The sequence below is a fragment of the Pedobacter sp. BMA genome, assembly GCF_001027745.1.
Taxonomy (GTDB): domain Bacteria; phylum Bacteroidota; class Bacteroidia; order Sphingobacteriales; family Sphingobacteriaceae; genus Pedobacter.
In genome coordinates, this window is record NZ_LECU01000004.1 from 749258 (window position 1) to 764017 (window position 14760).

The 14760-nt window shown below is 39.6% G+C and carries 10 protein-coding genes; 9 read left to right on the forward strand and 1 reads right to left on the reverse strand.

Translation table 11 applies throughout. The features are described 5' to 3' along the window. The first annotated feature begins 2 nt into the window (after positions 1-2). The 8 genes from AB669_RS09420 (at position 3) to AB669_RS09455 (ending at position 12535) form a co-directional block, all read left to right on the forward strand. Positions 3-560 carry a GNAT family N-acetyltransferase gene (locus AB669_RS09420; protein ID WP_047798994.1) on the forward strand — a complete coding sequence of 186 codons (558 nt, stop codon included), beginning with the start codon at positions 3-5 and terminating at the stop codon, positions 558-560. Positions 561-810: 250 nt separating this feature from the next. After that, on the forward strand, positions 811-1797 hold the full coding sequence (locus tag AB669_RS09425) for a pyruvate dehydrogenase complex E1 component subunit beta (protein WP_047798995.1): 987 nt from the start codon (positions 811-813) through the stop codon (positions 1795-1797). A 461-nt stretch (positions 1798-2258) separates the two neighbouring features. Continuing rightward, positions 2259-3419, forward strand: a complete 1161-nt coding sequence (locus AB669_RS09430; protein ID WP_047798996.1) for an efflux RND transporter periplasmic adaptor subunit — start codon at positions 2259-2261, stop codon at positions 3417-3419. Positions 3420-3468: 49 nt separating this feature from the next. Further along, complete coding sequence (locus tag AB669_RS09435) at positions 3469-6651, forward strand: efflux RND transporter permease subunit (RefSeq protein ID WP_047798997.1); 3183 nt, start codon at positions 3469-3471, stop codon at positions 6649-6651. 10 nt (positions 6652-6661) lie between these two features. Continuing rightward, positions 6662-8062: an efflux transporter outer membrane subunit gene (locus AB669_RS09440; protein WP_047798998.1), complete on the forward strand. Its 1401-nt coding sequence runs from the start codon at positions 6662-6664 to the stop codon at positions 8060-8062. A gap of 318 nt (positions 8063-8380) precedes the next feature. Further along, on the forward strand, positions 8381-11272 hold the full coding sequence (locus tag AB669_RS09445) for a DEAD/DEAH box helicase (protein WP_047798999.1): 2892 nt from the start codon (positions 8381-8383) through the stop codon (positions 11270-11272). Positions 11273-11369: 97 nt separating this feature from the next. Beyond that, complete coding sequence (locus tag AB669_RS09450) at positions 11370-11687, forward strand: DUF2892 domain-containing protein (RefSeq protein ID WP_053058346.1); 318 nt, start codon at positions 11370-11372, stop codon at positions 11685-11687. Positions 11688-11752: 65 nt separating this feature from the next. After that, positions 11753-12535 carry a DUF1080 domain-containing protein gene (locus tag AB669_RS09455; RefSeq protein WP_053058347.1) on the forward strand — a complete coding sequence of 261 codons (783 nt, stop codon included), beginning with the start codon at positions 11753-11755 and terminating at the stop codon, positions 12533-12535. Positions 12536-12601: 66 nt separating this feature from the next. Here the strand turns inward: AB669_RS09455 and aat are convergent, their stop codons facing one another. Next, on the reverse strand, positions 12602-13234 hold the full coding sequence (gene aat, locus AB669_RS09460) for a leucyl/phenylalanyl-tRNA--protein transferase (RefSeq protein ID WP_047799001.1): 633 nt from the start codon (positions 13232-13234) through the stop codon (positions 12602-12604). 74 nt (positions 13235-13308) lie between these two features. Between aat and AB669_RS09465 the strand changes: the two genes are divergently transcribed. Then, on the forward strand, positions 13309-14751 hold the full coding sequence (locus AB669_RS09465) for a DUF1800 family protein (protein ID WP_047799002.1): 1443 nt from the start codon (positions 13309-13311) through the stop codon (positions 14749-14751). Positions 14752-14760: the final 9 nt, after the last annotated feature.

The window sequence follows — 14760 nt, forward strand, 5'->3', positions numbered from 1 at the left end:
TTATGTTAAAGCTGAATTTTACCCAATTCCCTGTTTTAGAAACTGACAGGTTAATACTTCGGGAACATGCCATTTCTGATGCGCGGTTGTTATTTGAGATGCGCACCAATGAAATGGTCATGAAATATATCGACCGGGAAAGACCTAAAGACATCATGGAAGTAAAAACATTTATTACAGCATTTAATGACGGTTTTGAAAGCGGCGACAACCTGGCATGGGTGATTGCGTTAAAAGATAAGCCGGATGAAATGATCGGATCTATAGGTTATTGGAGAACAGACTTTGCTAATCACCGTGCAGAGATCGGCTATATGCTCCATCCGGATTATTGGCGTAAGGGGATTATTTCCGAAGCCCTAAAGTGCGCAATAGATTTTGGATTTGAAGAAATGAACCTGCATACGATGAAGGCAAACATCAATGTAGAAAATGATGCTTCAAGACAAATGTTAATTAAACATGGCTTCAAACGTGAGGCACTTTTCCGTCAGGATTATTATTTCAGGGGACAGTTTTTAGACAGTGAAATTTATGGGCTAATTAATCCTCATCATTAATATGTGTAAGACTGAAAAACACCTTTTGATGATGATGTTTCGTAAAACTTATGAATATTAATAGAAAAAACAGTTTATTGCAAAGGTAACAGAATTTAATTCTAGTATTTCTGAGAATTAGGCTAAAAACTTATTTATCAGGGTTCAAAAATCCTCGTTATCAACCATAATTATTACAAAATACAGGTATTATTGCCTTTGGTTTCAACGCGATTAATAATTATATTTGCCACCGTTATTAAAATTTACAATGAGAGAAATCCAATTTAGAGAAGCACTACGCGAAGCCATGAGCGAAGAAATGCGTAAAGATGACCGCGTTTTTTTATTAGGTGAAGAAGTAGCAGAATATAACGGAGCGTACAAAGTTAGTCAAGGCATGCTTGCAGAATTTGGTGCGAAACGCATTATCGATACCCCGATTGCCGAATTAGGTTTCGCAGGTATTGCAACTGGGGCTGCAACAGCAGGCCTTATTCCCATTGTGGAATTTATGACATTCAACTTCTCGTTGGTAGCTATCGATCAGATTATCAACGGTGCGGCTAAAATTTTATCAATGAGTGGTGGTCAGTTCTCCTGTCCAATGGTGTTCCGTGGCCCTACAGGTAACGCAGGTCAACTTGGTGCACAGCACTCTCAAAACTTCGAAAACTGGTTTGCAAATACCCCAGGTTTGAAAGTTGTTGTTCCATCTACTCCATATGATGCAAAAGGATTATTGAAACAAGCTATTATCGATCCGGATCCGGTTATCTTTATGGAGTCGGAAGTGATGTATGGTGATAAAGGTGATGTTCCTGCAGAAGAATATTACATCGAATTTGGTAAAGCAAACGTAACCAAGCAAGGTACAGACGTTACGATCGTAACTTTTGGTAAAATGCTGACTCGCGTAGTGAATCCAGCTGTTGAGGAATTAACTAAAGAAGGAATCAATGTAGAAGTAATCGACTTACGTACTGTTCGTCCTATTGATTACGATACAATTATCGAGTCCGTTAAGAAAACAAACCGTTTGGTTGTAGTTGAAGAAGCATGGCCATTGGCTTCACTTTCAGGTGAAATTGCTTTCATGGTTCAAAAAAGAGCCTTCGACTATTTGGATGCTCCGGTAGTTCGCATTACCTGTGCAGATGTTCCACTTCCGTACTCTCCTACCTTAATAGCAGCAAGCTTACCAAACGCTGAAAAAGTCGTGAAAGCGGTAAAAGAAGTAATGTACGTAAACAAATAATTACTACGTTGTCAATCTTTTTGAAGATATCAAAATAAATGAATCCCCTGGAAATTCCAGGGGATTTTTTATTGGCTATTGAAATTTAACGAATCTGGCAATCAAAAGCTAAGTGTATATCGTACACTATGACTGCTTAATATGGAGTAAAAAACCAACATCGGTTGCAATAAATAACATACAATACAGCCTCCCTTAACATTCCTTAACATCTGTCTCAAGATAATTACACACTCCTTTTTCGGGTGAAAAATAGATTAAAACTCTATAAAACAGTGGATTAAAACTCATTCTAGCAATTAAAACGCGTAAAATAAATCAATCGATTGATTAAATGACAAAATTTGGACGATCTTATTTTTTTTTAGGCTTTATTTTTGGGCAGAAATCAGGCAGTCAAAAGGCAAATTTTGATGACGTTTTCAATCCGGAAAATAATTTAACACACACAAGAATACTCCATGAGAAAAGTAACAACTCTCTTTTTTAGTATGAGCATTGGTATGCTTTTGGCATCATGCGGAAACAAAGATGCAAAAAACGCGGCTGCACCAGCTGGCCCTCAGGCTTACCCGGTCTTCACTGTAAAAAGCCAGACAACAGAACTCAACTCTGATTATCCTGCAACTATTGAAGGAATTCAGAATATCGACATCCGTCCAAAAGTCGACGGGTTCATCCAGAAAATATTAGTAGATGAAGGTGCGGTCGTTAAGAAAGGGCAATTGCTATTCACCATCATGGCACCGCAATACGAACAGGAAGTAAGAACTGCTAAAGCGGCAATCAGCAGTGCAGAGGCAGATGTGTTTGCAGCACAGCTACAGGTAAACAAAACAAAACCGCTTGTTGAAAAAGACATCATCAGCAAATATGACTTAGACGCTGCTCAGTTAACCTTGCAAAGCAAAAAAGCGGCTTTGGCACAGGCAAAAGCTACACTGGCTAACGCTCAGGTAAATTTAGGCTATACCTCTATCACTAGTCCGGTTGACGGAATAGTAGGTAGCATTCCTTACAGAAACGGAAGTTTGGTAAGCAGTACAAGTACTGAACCGCTAACCACAGTTTCAAACACCTCTAAAGTTTATGCTTATTTCTCACTCAATGAGAAGCAATTATTGGATTTTTCCAAAACCTATAAAGGTAATACCCTGGCTCAACAAATGTCGAACATCCCGGCAGTGAGTTTAGTTCTGGCTGACGGAACAGTATACGCACAAAATGGTAAAATAGAATCCATAAACAGCCAGATTAATACCAACACTGGTTCAGCGAGTTTAAGGGCAACATTTCCAAATCCTGTTGCGCTTTTGAAGTCAGGAGGTAGTGCATCTGTTCGCATCCCGCAACATGTCGAAAATGCCATTCTGGTTCCTCAAAAATCTACAATCGACCTTCAGGGCAAGAAATTTGTCTATATTTTAGGTGATTCATCCAAGATCATTAGCACCGAGATTCAGATCATGGATTTGGCAAAAGATAAGTTTTACGTAGTAACCAAAGGATTGAAAGCAGGCGATAAAATCGTACTCGAAGGGTTCCAGTCGCTTAAAGATGGTGCTAAAATTAAACCGGAAGAACAAAGTGCTGATTCAGTATATGCTGATATCAAAAAATAAATAATATAGTCAGTGCAATCACACCCATAAAGTGTAATCAATATTAATTATGTTTAAAAAATTCATAGAAAGACCGGTTCTATCTACGGTTATATCCATCATCATCGTAATTCTCGGTGTTTTAGGTCTAGCCACACTACCGGTTTCACAATATCCGGAAATCGCACCTCCAACCGTGCAGGTTTCTACCTCCTACCAGGGAGCGAATGCCGATGTGGTAATGAATAGTGTAGTCGTTCCACTGGAAGAACAAATCAATGGTGTTGAAGACATGACTTACATGACTTCAACGGCCAGTAATGATGGTACGGCCACTATAACCATTAACTTTAAGCTGGGTACCAATCCTGATCTGGCTGCGGTAAACGTGCAGAACAGGGTAGCCAGAGCAACAAGTTTATTGCCAGCCGAGGTAACTAAGTCGGGGGTAATCACTGCCAAAAGACAAGCGAGTAATGTATTGATCTTCGGTCTTTATAGTGATGATCCGTCATATGATCAAAAGTTCTTACAGAACTATGCAAATATCAACATCATCCCACAAATAAAGCGTATTAATGGTGTGGGGGATGCGAGTGCATTCGGTACCCTGGATTATACCATGCGTATATGGTTAAAGCCTGATATTATGGCGACATACGGACTGGTTCCAAGTGACGTTAATACTGCCCTGGCTGACCAGAATGTAGAGGCTGCTCCCGGACAGTTTGGTGAGCAGGGTGACCAGGCATTTCAGTATACTTTGAAATACACCGGTAGGTTAAAAGACGAAGCGCAGTTTGGAGACATCATCATCAAAACTGATGCGAACGGACAAATTCTTCGTTTAAAAGATATTGCCAGAATCGAACTTGGTGCCCAAAGCTATGCAAGTTCTGTTAAATTTAACGGTAAGCAGGCGCTTGGTATAGCCATTAACCAAACCGCTGGTTCAAACGCAAAGGAAGTAATCGAGAATTCGATCAATACACTTGATGAAGCCCAAAAATCCTTTCCGAAAGGAGTTCATTACTCTACGTTAGTTAACGTTAACGACTTTCTGGATGCTTCGATTGAAAAGGTAATTCATACCTTAATTGAAGCATTTATACTGGTGTTCCTGGTGGTATTTATCTTTCTGCAAGATTTTAGGTCGACACTAATCCCTGCCATTTCCGTTCCGGTGGCGATTGTAGGTACATTCTTCTTCCTCAGCTTATTTGGCTTTACCATCAATTTACTAACCCTTTTCGCCCTCGTGCTGGCTATTGGTATTGTGGTGGATGATGCGATCGTTGTAGTTGAGGCTGTACACGCAAAACTGGATGAAGGTTACACGGATGCGAAAAAAGCAACCATTGATGCCATGGATGATATCAGTGGAGCCATTATATCCATCACACTGGTTATGGCTGCGGTGTTTATTCCGGTGAGTTTCATTTCAGGTTCATCCGGGGTATTCTATAAGCAGTTTGGATTAACCCTTGCAATCTCTATTATTCTATCAGCAATCAATGCACTAACTTTAAGTCCTGCACTCTGTGCACTATTCTTAAAACCTCATGGAGATGACCATGATAAAAAGAAAAACTTCTTAGACCGTTTTTATGCTGCATTCAATACTTCTTTTGATGCAGTTACCAACAAGTATAAAAAGTCCGTAAGTTTCTTGTCGCATGCAAAATGGATTGTAGGGGTAGCAATTGCATTTTTTACCATTGTTTTGGTATGGACAATGAATACCACGCCTAAAGGTTTCGTACCCAATGAAGATTTAGGAACAATCATGTCTGACATATCTTTACCAGCAGGTACTTCTCAGGAAGAAACGAACATCATCATTGCAAGAATCGATAGTATTGCCCACGGAATTCCGGAGATTAAAAATACATTGAGGGTTGTTGGTAGAAGTATGATTAGTGGTTCGGGAAGTTCCTATGGTATGGTAATTTCAAGGTTAAGCCCATGGGATGAGCGTAAAGGACGTGATGTAAAAATCATTATTGGAGAGCTTTTTGCCAAAACGGCTAACATCAAGGGTGCTAAAATCATCTTCTTTGCCCCGCCAACCATTCAGGGTTTTGGTACCAGTGGTGGTTTTGAATTTCAGTTACAGGATAAAACCGGCGGCGACATTAAAAAGTTTAATGACATTGGCAATGGCTTCCTGGCGGCATTGAGCAAAAGACCGGAAATCCAATATGCGTCAACGTCCTTCAATCCCAATTTCCCTCAATATCAAATTGATGTAAATGTGGCAAAAGTAAAACAGGCTGGTTTAACTGTTGCTGACGTACTGGGAGTAATGCAAGGCTATTATGGTGGGGTATATGCTTCCAACTTTAATAAATATGGAAAGCAGTTCCGCGTAATGTATCAGGCCGATGCACAGTATCGTTCTAACGAACAAACTTTAACCCGCATTTTTGTTAAAAATGGCTCCGGACAAATGGCACCAGTTTCTGAGTTCATTACATTAACCAAAGTTTATGGACCCCAGGCCATCTCCCGCTTCAACTTATTCACCTCTATTTCAGTTACCGGTAACCCTAATGCAGGATACAGTTCAGGTGATGCTTTAAAAGCAGTTCAGGAAGTTGCGGCTGAGAGTTTACCTGCAGGATATGGCTATGAGTTCTCTGGTTTATCGAGAGAGGAAATCAGCGGAGGTAGTCAGACTGTCTTTATCTTCTTACTCTGTATCATTTTCGTATACTTCTTACTGGCAGCTCAGTATGAAAGTTACATTTTGCCACTTGCAGTGCTTATCTCTCTTCCGGTAGGACTTGCCGGCGTGTTTGTGTTCGATAAGATTTTCGGAGTGGATAACAACATCTATACGCAGATTACCCTGATTATGCTTGTAGGTCTATTGGCTAAAAATGCGATTTTGATCGTTGAGTATGCAGTAGACAGAAGAAGGAAAGGTATGAGTATCATCAATGCAGCTATTGATGGAGCAACGGCACGTTTACGTCCGATCCTGATGACCTCATTTGCATTTATCTTAGGTTTATTGCCCTTAATGTTATCATCAGGAGTGGGTGCTTCAGGAAATAAATCTATTGGTACTGGTGCTGTAGGTGGTATGTTAGTGGGTACACTATTCGGAGTATTTGTTATCCCGGCATTGTTTATCATCTTCCAGGGCCTTCAGGAACGAATCAGTAACAAGTCGCCATTTGAAGATGGGATTGAAAAAGAGCAAACACCGGAAGAATACGAACTGGCAACAGCTAAGAGTAAACACTAATTTTAAAACAATGAAATTCAGATATAAGCATTCCATCTTAATCGGTTTTACCATCCTTACCTTTAGTGCTTGTGTAACTAAAAAGTATACCAGCCCACAAGTTGTCAGTGAAGGTTTATACCGGGATAATAATACCACAGACACCATAACCATGGCTGATATGCCATGGAAAAATTTGTTTTCTGATACTACATTACAGTCACTAATTCAGCAGGGCTTAAATCAAAACTTAGATTTAAAACAAGCGATTGAGCGTATAAAAATCTCAGAGGCTACCTTGAGACAAAGTCGCGCCTCATTATTACCAAGTTTACAGGCTGATGTTTCAGTTACAGATGCTAAGCAGGCAGCTGCAGCACTAAACTTTCCTTCCGGAATCAATATCAACCTGGAAACCCAGACTTATAAGGCCGCATTAAGCACCGCATGGGAAGCCGATATATGGGGAAAATTAAGTAGTGCCAAACGTTCAGCTTATGCAGCTTTATTACAAAGTGATGCAACTAAACGTGCAGTACAAACCCAGCTCATTGCAACTATTGCCAATAGCTATTATAATTTGCTTGCATTAGATAAACAACTTGCCATCACTGAGCAAACTGTAAAAATCAGAACTCAGGATGTGGAAACTATGAAAGCGCTAAAAGAAGGAGCTGTAGTTAACGGTGCATCTGTAGTACAGAGTGAAGCGAACTTATATGCCGCTCAAGTGACTATTCCTGATCTAAAGAGAAGTATCAAAGAGGCAGAAAATGCATTGAGTATTGTACTTGCAAAAGCTCCGGAAAGTATCAATCGTACAACTATAGACGCGCAGGTACCCTTTGCCAATCTCCAGACTGGTGTATCAGCGCAGTTATTAAAAAATCGTCCGGACGTTATTGCTGCAGAATTTGGATTTAGATCAGCCTTCGAAAACACAAATGTTGCAAAGGCCTATTTCTATCCGGCTTTAACTTTAACAGCATCTGGTGGTTTGACCAGTTTACAATTGAGCAACTTTTTTGATAACTCTATCTTCTATAGTTTAGTTGGTGGATTAACACAACCTATCTTTGCAAAAGGAGCAAATAAGGCCCGGTTAACTACTGCTCAGGCAAATCAGCAAATTGCTTTCTATACCTTTCAGCAAACACTTTTAACAGGCGGACAGGAAGTTTCAAATGCATTGTACGCTTATCAAACCGCAGCAGAAAAAGAAGAAACAAGAGCAAAACAAATTGCCTCATTAACTAAAGCGGTAGACTTTACCAAAGAGTTATTACGTTACAGCTCTGCTACAAATTATACAGACGTTTTAACATCAGAGCAGAGTTTACTAACTGCACAGTTGAGTGGTATAAACGACAAATTACAAAAACTACAGGCAGTTGTTGAACTATACCGCGCCTTAGGTGGTGGCTGGAAATAAGCACAAGATCCTAAAGTATATAAAGCCATCCCATATATTCGGATGGCTTTCTTGTTTAAGCAGGTTTCAATTACAAAACGGTTAAAATAGCTGCATCTGCCTGGTTAGGTGGGTATCTGTGAAAAAGTCAGAATTAAAAAAATATATGATGTATCACGTAATCAATAATTTTAGTCTTCGCATATGCGTTGCTGCACCTGCAGATGATGCCGATAATTTTATCCCTAAATAGGCCTGCGTTTTTTGATGTATTACTAAAATATTGTAAGTTTAAAGTTTTTTAAGCGGCTTAGCTTCTAAAAATTTTTATCCACCCCAATGTTACGCGTCGATAGTTCTAAACCATGTAAAATTGTATACTCTTTGTGCAAACATGAGTACCTGGGCTATTTAATTGAACCCCATATTGTTCAACTAAATCCACAGGGTGATTTTTCTTTTACCTATCAGCGAATTTTCACCCATACTGCGGCAGAGTTTTCCGGATGTTTAACCGAAATTGATTTTAAGCTAATCAGGATATTAGATGATATCGAACAGGACTCACTGATTAAAAAATATTACAAAAAATTAATCAGACCTACCGAGTTTTTTGCTAAAATTTTTGATGATAAGTTTTATGAAAGCGTTAGACCTAAGATCGAAAAAAAACTGGCTGAAGCGCTTGAGATTCTAAAAACTAAAGATGCACTGTACATCATGGATAAGGATGGCTGGCCTGTAGAGCGCAAAATAGAACTGGCTTCAGAACCCGCATCAATCTTATTTCACTTCCGTCGCAATGAAACGGAGACAAGGTATTTCCCTACCATAAAATATAAAAATCTTCGGATCGAATTTATGTTCAGGGAAGCACAGATTGTGAGCAATAAGCCAGCCTGGTTGTTGCTTGACGATATTTTATATTTTTTCGATCAGGAAATTGAAGGTAAAAAACTTCAACCCTTTTTGGCCAAACGCTACATTGCAATTCCAAAGTCTACAGAAGCTACTTATTTTGAAAAATTTGTAGCACCCCTGATCGAGAAACACCATGTATATGCTGAGGGATTTGAGATTAGAACGGAGCAATTTGAAGCAAAACCCATTCTGAAAGTTTTTTATGTAGATGGAGGATTGTCACAAATTCAGCTTTATTTCAAATATGGCGAATATACTTTTTCAGTTGAAAATGTACATAAGGTTACTGTACGTTTAGAAAAAACCGCAGACAATTATATTTTTCACAGAATCAAAAGATCAGCAGAGTGGGAAAAAAAACAGTTCAATCTACTCTTATCACTTGGATTAAAAAAAACCAGTACCCTTTTGCACAATCTCGAGGTAGCTCACCAGGATGAAAATCCAAGTTATGCGGCCATCAACTGGGTAAATGAACATATAGAAACGCTGGAAGCTTCAGGGTTTGAAATTGAGCAGGCCACCGGACAGAAACGGTTTGTTTTTGGAATAAGCAAAATAGACCTGGAAGTTAAGGAAGCAAACGACTGGTTTGACATCAATGCAGTAGTGTGGTTTGGAAAATATCAAATACCATTTTTATCTTTAAAGCAGCATATTTTACATAAACGCAGGGAGTTTTTATTACCTGATGGAGAAGTTGCCATTATCCCGGATAAATGGTTTACACAATATGGTAGCCTATTCAGCCTTGCAGATTCAGGAGCCAGTATGAAGCTTAAAAAACATCATATCGGTTTGATCAATGATCTTGCAGAAGATAGTTTGGCAAATGTAACCCTTGAGCGTAAACTTCAGCGTCTTTCTGATTTTGAAGATATCGCAGATATGCAGATGCCTGCACATTTTAAGGGCAGTCTGCGCGATTATCAGAAAGCAGGCTACAATTGGTTTAGTTTCCTGCGAGAATACAATTTTGGAGGCTGCCTTGCCGATGACATGGGATTAGGTAAAACTATTCAGACGCTGGCCATGCTGCAAAAGGTCAAAGAAGATGAACAGGCAATAAATGCCCAAAGCACTTCGCTGATCATTATGCCAACATCTCTCATCTATAACTGGCTTACTGAAGCAAAAAAGTTTACCCCAAAATTGAAAATACTGGCCCACACGGGTTCAAACCGCAATAAAGACATCGCAAACTTTGCTAAATACGATATCGTTATTACCACATACGGGGTAACCCGAGTAGATGCTGATGAATTGAAGAACTTTTACTTCAACTACATCATACTTGATGAAAGTCAAAACATTAAAAATCCATCCTCGAAATCTTTTAAATCTGTCAGAAGTTTAAAGTCAAGGCATCGATTGATTTTGAGTGGTACACCTGTCGAAAACTCCGTAGGAGATCTATGGTCACAGCTAACGTTCCTCAACCCAGGCTTGCTGGGCACACAAGCTTTCTTCTACGAAGAGTACGTACAAGCCATAGAAAAAAAGAAAGACGAAGACAAGGCCCGAAAACTGCAGTCAATCATTAAACCCTTTGTACTTCGACGCACGAAGGAACAAGTGGCCGCCGAACTGCCGCCTAAAACTGAACAGATAATTTACTGCAATATGAGCGAGGATCAGGCCAGTTATTACGAAAAAACCAAGTCCGCCTATCGTAATGATTTATTGCAAAGTATGGACGACGGTACATTTGCACAGAAACAGGTTCAATTACTTCAGGGCCTCACGGCTTTAAGACAACTGGCTAACCATCCCGTGATGATTGATGATGGTTATGTGTCTGATTCAGGAAAATTTGAGAATGTGATTCATACGCTTGATAACGTGCTGAAGGGCGGACATAAAGTTTTAGTTTTCTCCCAGTTTGTAAAACACCTAGACATATTTAAAAAACACTTTCAAAGAGAAAACATCCCATTCGCTTACCTGGATGGAGCAACGCGTAACCGTGGAGAAATAGTGGCAGAATTCCAGCAAAATACGGAGCTTAAGGTATTTTTAATTTCTATAAAAGCAGGCGGTGTGGGATTGAATTTAACACAGGCTGACTATGTGTTCATTCTTGATCCATGGTGGAACCCGGCAGTTGAACAGCAGGCAATTGACAGGACTCACCGCATCGGGCAGGATAAAAAAGTCTTTATCTATAAGTTTATTGCCAAAGATACTGTCGAAGAAAAAATCCTCGCCTTACAGAACAGGAAGAAGTCGCTCGCCAGCTCGCTCATCACAACTGAAGAAAGCTTCTTCAAATCTTTAAGTAAAGAAGATATCAGGGACATCTTGAATTAAGGTTTCAGAAATTCGCCAAGATCATGATTGCAATCAAGAAAAGAAAAACTCATTTTCATTTCTCTTGTTATTAACTCATAACATAAATACAACAATCATGATAAACGAAGAATTGAATACAACATTAAACAATGTTAAAGAAGCCTGGAAATATCCTGAATTATTTGAAAATGTTTCCAGTTCTGAGCGATGGCTTTCTGGTGCCGCAGGTGGGTATTTATTATTAAAAGGCATTACCAGTATTTTTTCTCACCCGGTAATTGGTTTAACCAGTGCTGCAATCGGGGCCGGATTACTATATCGTGGTATAACAGGTTATTGTCCGCTAAAAGATTTGGCCGAGCAAAGAAGCCTGGAAGATGTTGTGGATGAAGTTCTGGTAACAGAAACCGTTGTTGTAGATAAGCTGGGGTAAAATTTTAAATACGAAATTTCCATTTCTTATAAAACTGGTTAACTTTAGAAAGTTAACACACCATTATGAGCAAATACGCACTATTACTGATCCCAACATTTTTTGCCGTACAATCAATGGCACAAGATAAAAAAACTGACCCGGCCAACGATCCAAAAACCACAGAGGTTTGGGAACCGGTACCAAAAGTTATTTCACCAGGTAAGCTTCCTCAAGATGCTCCTTCGGATGCTATTGTCCTTTTCGACGGTAGAAATCTTGATGCATGGCATTCTGTTAAAGATCCGTCAAAACCGGCAGCATGGACAATTGATGATGGTTTCTTCACAGTTAAGAAAGGAACAGGTAATATCGAAACCAATAAAAAATTCACCGACTATCAGCTGCATTTAGAATGGAAAATTCCGGCAAATATATCTGGTGAAGGACAGGCAAGGGGAAATAGCGGTGTATTTTTAGCATCAACAGGTCCAGGTGATGATGGATATGAAATCCAGATTATGGATAATTTTAGCAATAAAACTTATGTAAATGGCCAAACGGGAAGTGTTTATAAACAGGCAGTTCCTTTAGCTAACGCGAATAAAAAACCAGGCGAGTGGCAGTATTATGATATTATCTGGAATGCACCACGTTTTAATGAAGACGGTACGGTTAAAAAACCTGCTACTGTAACCTTGTTTTTAAATGGGGTACTTTTGCAAAATAACTATGTGTTAAAAGGACAAACCAGATATATTGGCGCGCCTGAGTATAAAAGCCATGGGGCTGCATCCATCAAATTGCAAGACCATGGTGATCCAAGTCCAGCCATCAGTTTTAGAAACATCTGGGTAAGAGAACTCTAGCCTAAACTAAAATAAAAAAAGCCTTACAATTGTAAGGCTTTTTTTATTTTTTGGCTAAAATCCACGTTATTGCGCATGTAAAATCTGTTCATACACATCACGGCTAATCATTTCTGCACCCATGCTCATCAGGTGATCATTTGGCAATTGACAATCGATCAATTCGATATTGAGCTGGGACAAATAAATAAGCGCCGATTTGGAAGCATTACTCACCTTACTAAACATACTTTCGCCACAAAAAACCTGATTAATCTTTACCCCGTATAAGCCGCCAACCAGCTCATCATCCTGCCAAACTTCCACGCTGTGCGCATAGCCGTTACGGTGTAGATCAATGTAGGCCTGTTGCATCTCTGAGGTAATCCAGGTTCCGTCCTGATCTTTACGGGGCGACGTAGCACAGTTTAAAATTACATCCTCAAAAGCCTGGTTTAGTGTAAATCTGAAAAGCTGCGCACTTAAGGTTTTTCTCATGCTTTTACTTACCTTGATCTTATCAGGATATATCACACACCTTTGATGTGGAGAGTACCAGAGGATGGGATCTCCTTCGCTAAACCAGGGAAAAATCCCATTGCTGTAGGCATTTAGTAAACGCTCAAGACTTAAATCACCCCCTATCGCCAATAAACCATCCTCTTCGGCAAGTGAAGGTTCGGGAAAACAGGGTTCATTTTCATCGAGTTGGAAAAACATATGCGAAAATAAGAAAGAAAACAAACTTTAAACCCTTACGTTTAATAAGAGTCTTACAGTTTAAATCGTAGATTATGAGCACTAAAGATAATTTCATCAAAGTTAAGCACCTTTATAACAGAGCTGGTTTTGGCATATCTTATTCTAATTTACAGAAACTCAGCAAAAAAAATATCCATAAAGTAATTGATGGGCTTTTGGAAGAGCCAAAAGAAGATGATTCATTAAAACTTGTTGATGAATCTGAAGAAAAACGTCAGCTGCTGGTACAGGCAGGACTTTATGCAAAAAAAGACCTCAACGATGAGGAAAAAAAAATGCGTCAGGAAATTATCCGCATGCAGAATGAGATCAGCAAGGATTTAAACATTGCCTTCATTAGCAAAATGATTAATACTGAGCATCCCCTGCGGGAAAAGATGACCCTGTTTTGGCACGGACATTTTGCCTGTCGCAGCAACAATCCAATGTATGCACAACAGCTTAATAACATCCAGCGTAAACATGGTTTAGGCAGTTTTAAAACTCTGCTGGTAGAAGTTTCCAAGTCTCCAGCCATGCTCAATTACCTGAATAATCAACAAAACAAAAAAGGCAAGCCTAATGAAAACTTTGCCCGGGAGCTAATGGAACTTTTTACGTTAGGCAGAGGAAAGTATAGCGAGCAGGACATTAAAGAATCGGCACGCGCTTTTACCGGATGGAGCTATGATAAAGACGGAACATTCATCTTCAGAAAAAATCAGCATGATGAAGGGACTAAAACTTTTTTTGGAAAGGTAGGTAATTTCGAAGGCGAGAATATCATAGACATCATTCTGGAAAAGCCCGAAACGGCTGAGTTCATTGCAAGAAAAGCTTATAAATTTTTTGTGAACGACACCCCTGATGAAACGCATGTAAAAGAATTAGCCTCACATTTCTACAATTCCAAATATGATATCAGCGAACTCATGAAAAAGATGTTCAGTGCTGACTGGTTCTATAATTCTGAAAACGTGGGTACTAAAATTAAATCACCGGCAGAGTTTCTGGTAGGCTTGAGCCGCGAATTCTTTGTTACCTACAATAAACCCACTGTATTGATTCAGCTCCAAAGCAGTCTTGGCCAATATTTATTTAATCCACCGAATGTAGCGGGATGGCCAGGTGGACAAAGCTGGATCGACAGTTCATCATTAATGCTGAGGATGCGCATCCCTTCATTAGTATTGAATGATGGGGAAATAGATTTCAGTGGTAAAGCCGACCCTGAAGATGAGGCCGTAATCGCACTGAGTCGCGCAGGCACCAATAATGCAAATGCTTCGGCCAAACCAAAGTCTTATGTAAATGCAAACGCCAACTGGCCTAAGTTTTTAAGTACGCTACCCCGTGGTTTAACCCCGCTTGCGCTAACGGAATTTTTGCTGCAACCCAGGTTAAATGATAAGATAACTAACATGGTAAGCGATAACAAAGGACTGAGAAGTACAGCCGTCGAAATTACGAGCATGCCAGAATATCAACTTTGCTAATTATTCAGG

Bases quoted from the DNA above. Each gene is read 5' to 3' on its own strand.
- AB669_RS09420 (WP_047798994.1), top strand. From the start codon at position 3: ATGTTAAAGCTGAATTTTACCCAATTCCCTGTTTTAGAAACTGACAGG.
- AB669_RS09425 (WP_047798995.1), top strand. From the start codon at position 811: ATGAGAGAAATCCAATTTAGAGAAGCACTACGCGAAGCCATGAGCGAA.
- AB669_RS09430 (WP_047798996.1), top strand. From the start codon at position 2,259: ATGAGAAAAGTAACAACTCTCTTTTTTAGTATGAGCATTGGTATGCTT.
- AB669_RS09435 (WP_047798997.1), top strand. From the start codon at position 3,469: ATGTTTAAAAAATTCATAGAAAGACCGGTTCTATCTACGGTTATATCC.
- AB669_RS09440 (WP_047798998.1), top strand. From the start codon at position 6,662: ATGAAATTCAGATATAAGCATTCCATCTTAATCGGTTTTACCATCCTT.
- AB669_RS09445 (WP_047798999.1), top strand. From the start codon at position 8,381: ATGTTACGCGTCGATAGTTCTAAACCATGTAAAATTGTATACTCTTTG.
- AB669_RS09450 (WP_053058346.1), top strand. From the start codon at position 11,370: ATGATAAACGAAGAATTGAATACAACATTAAACAATGTTAAAGAAGCC.
- AB669_RS09455 (WP_053058347.1), top strand. From the start codon at position 11,753: ATGAGCAAATACGCACTATTACTGATCCCAACATTTTTTGCCGTACAA.
- aat (WP_047799001.1), bottom strand. From the start codon at position 13,234: ATGTTTTTCCAACTCGATGAAAATGAACCCTGTTTTCCCGAACCTTCA.
- AB669_RS09465 (WP_047799002.1), top strand. From the start codon at position 13,309: ATGAGCACTAAAGATAATTTCATCAAAGTTAAGCACCTTTATAACAGA.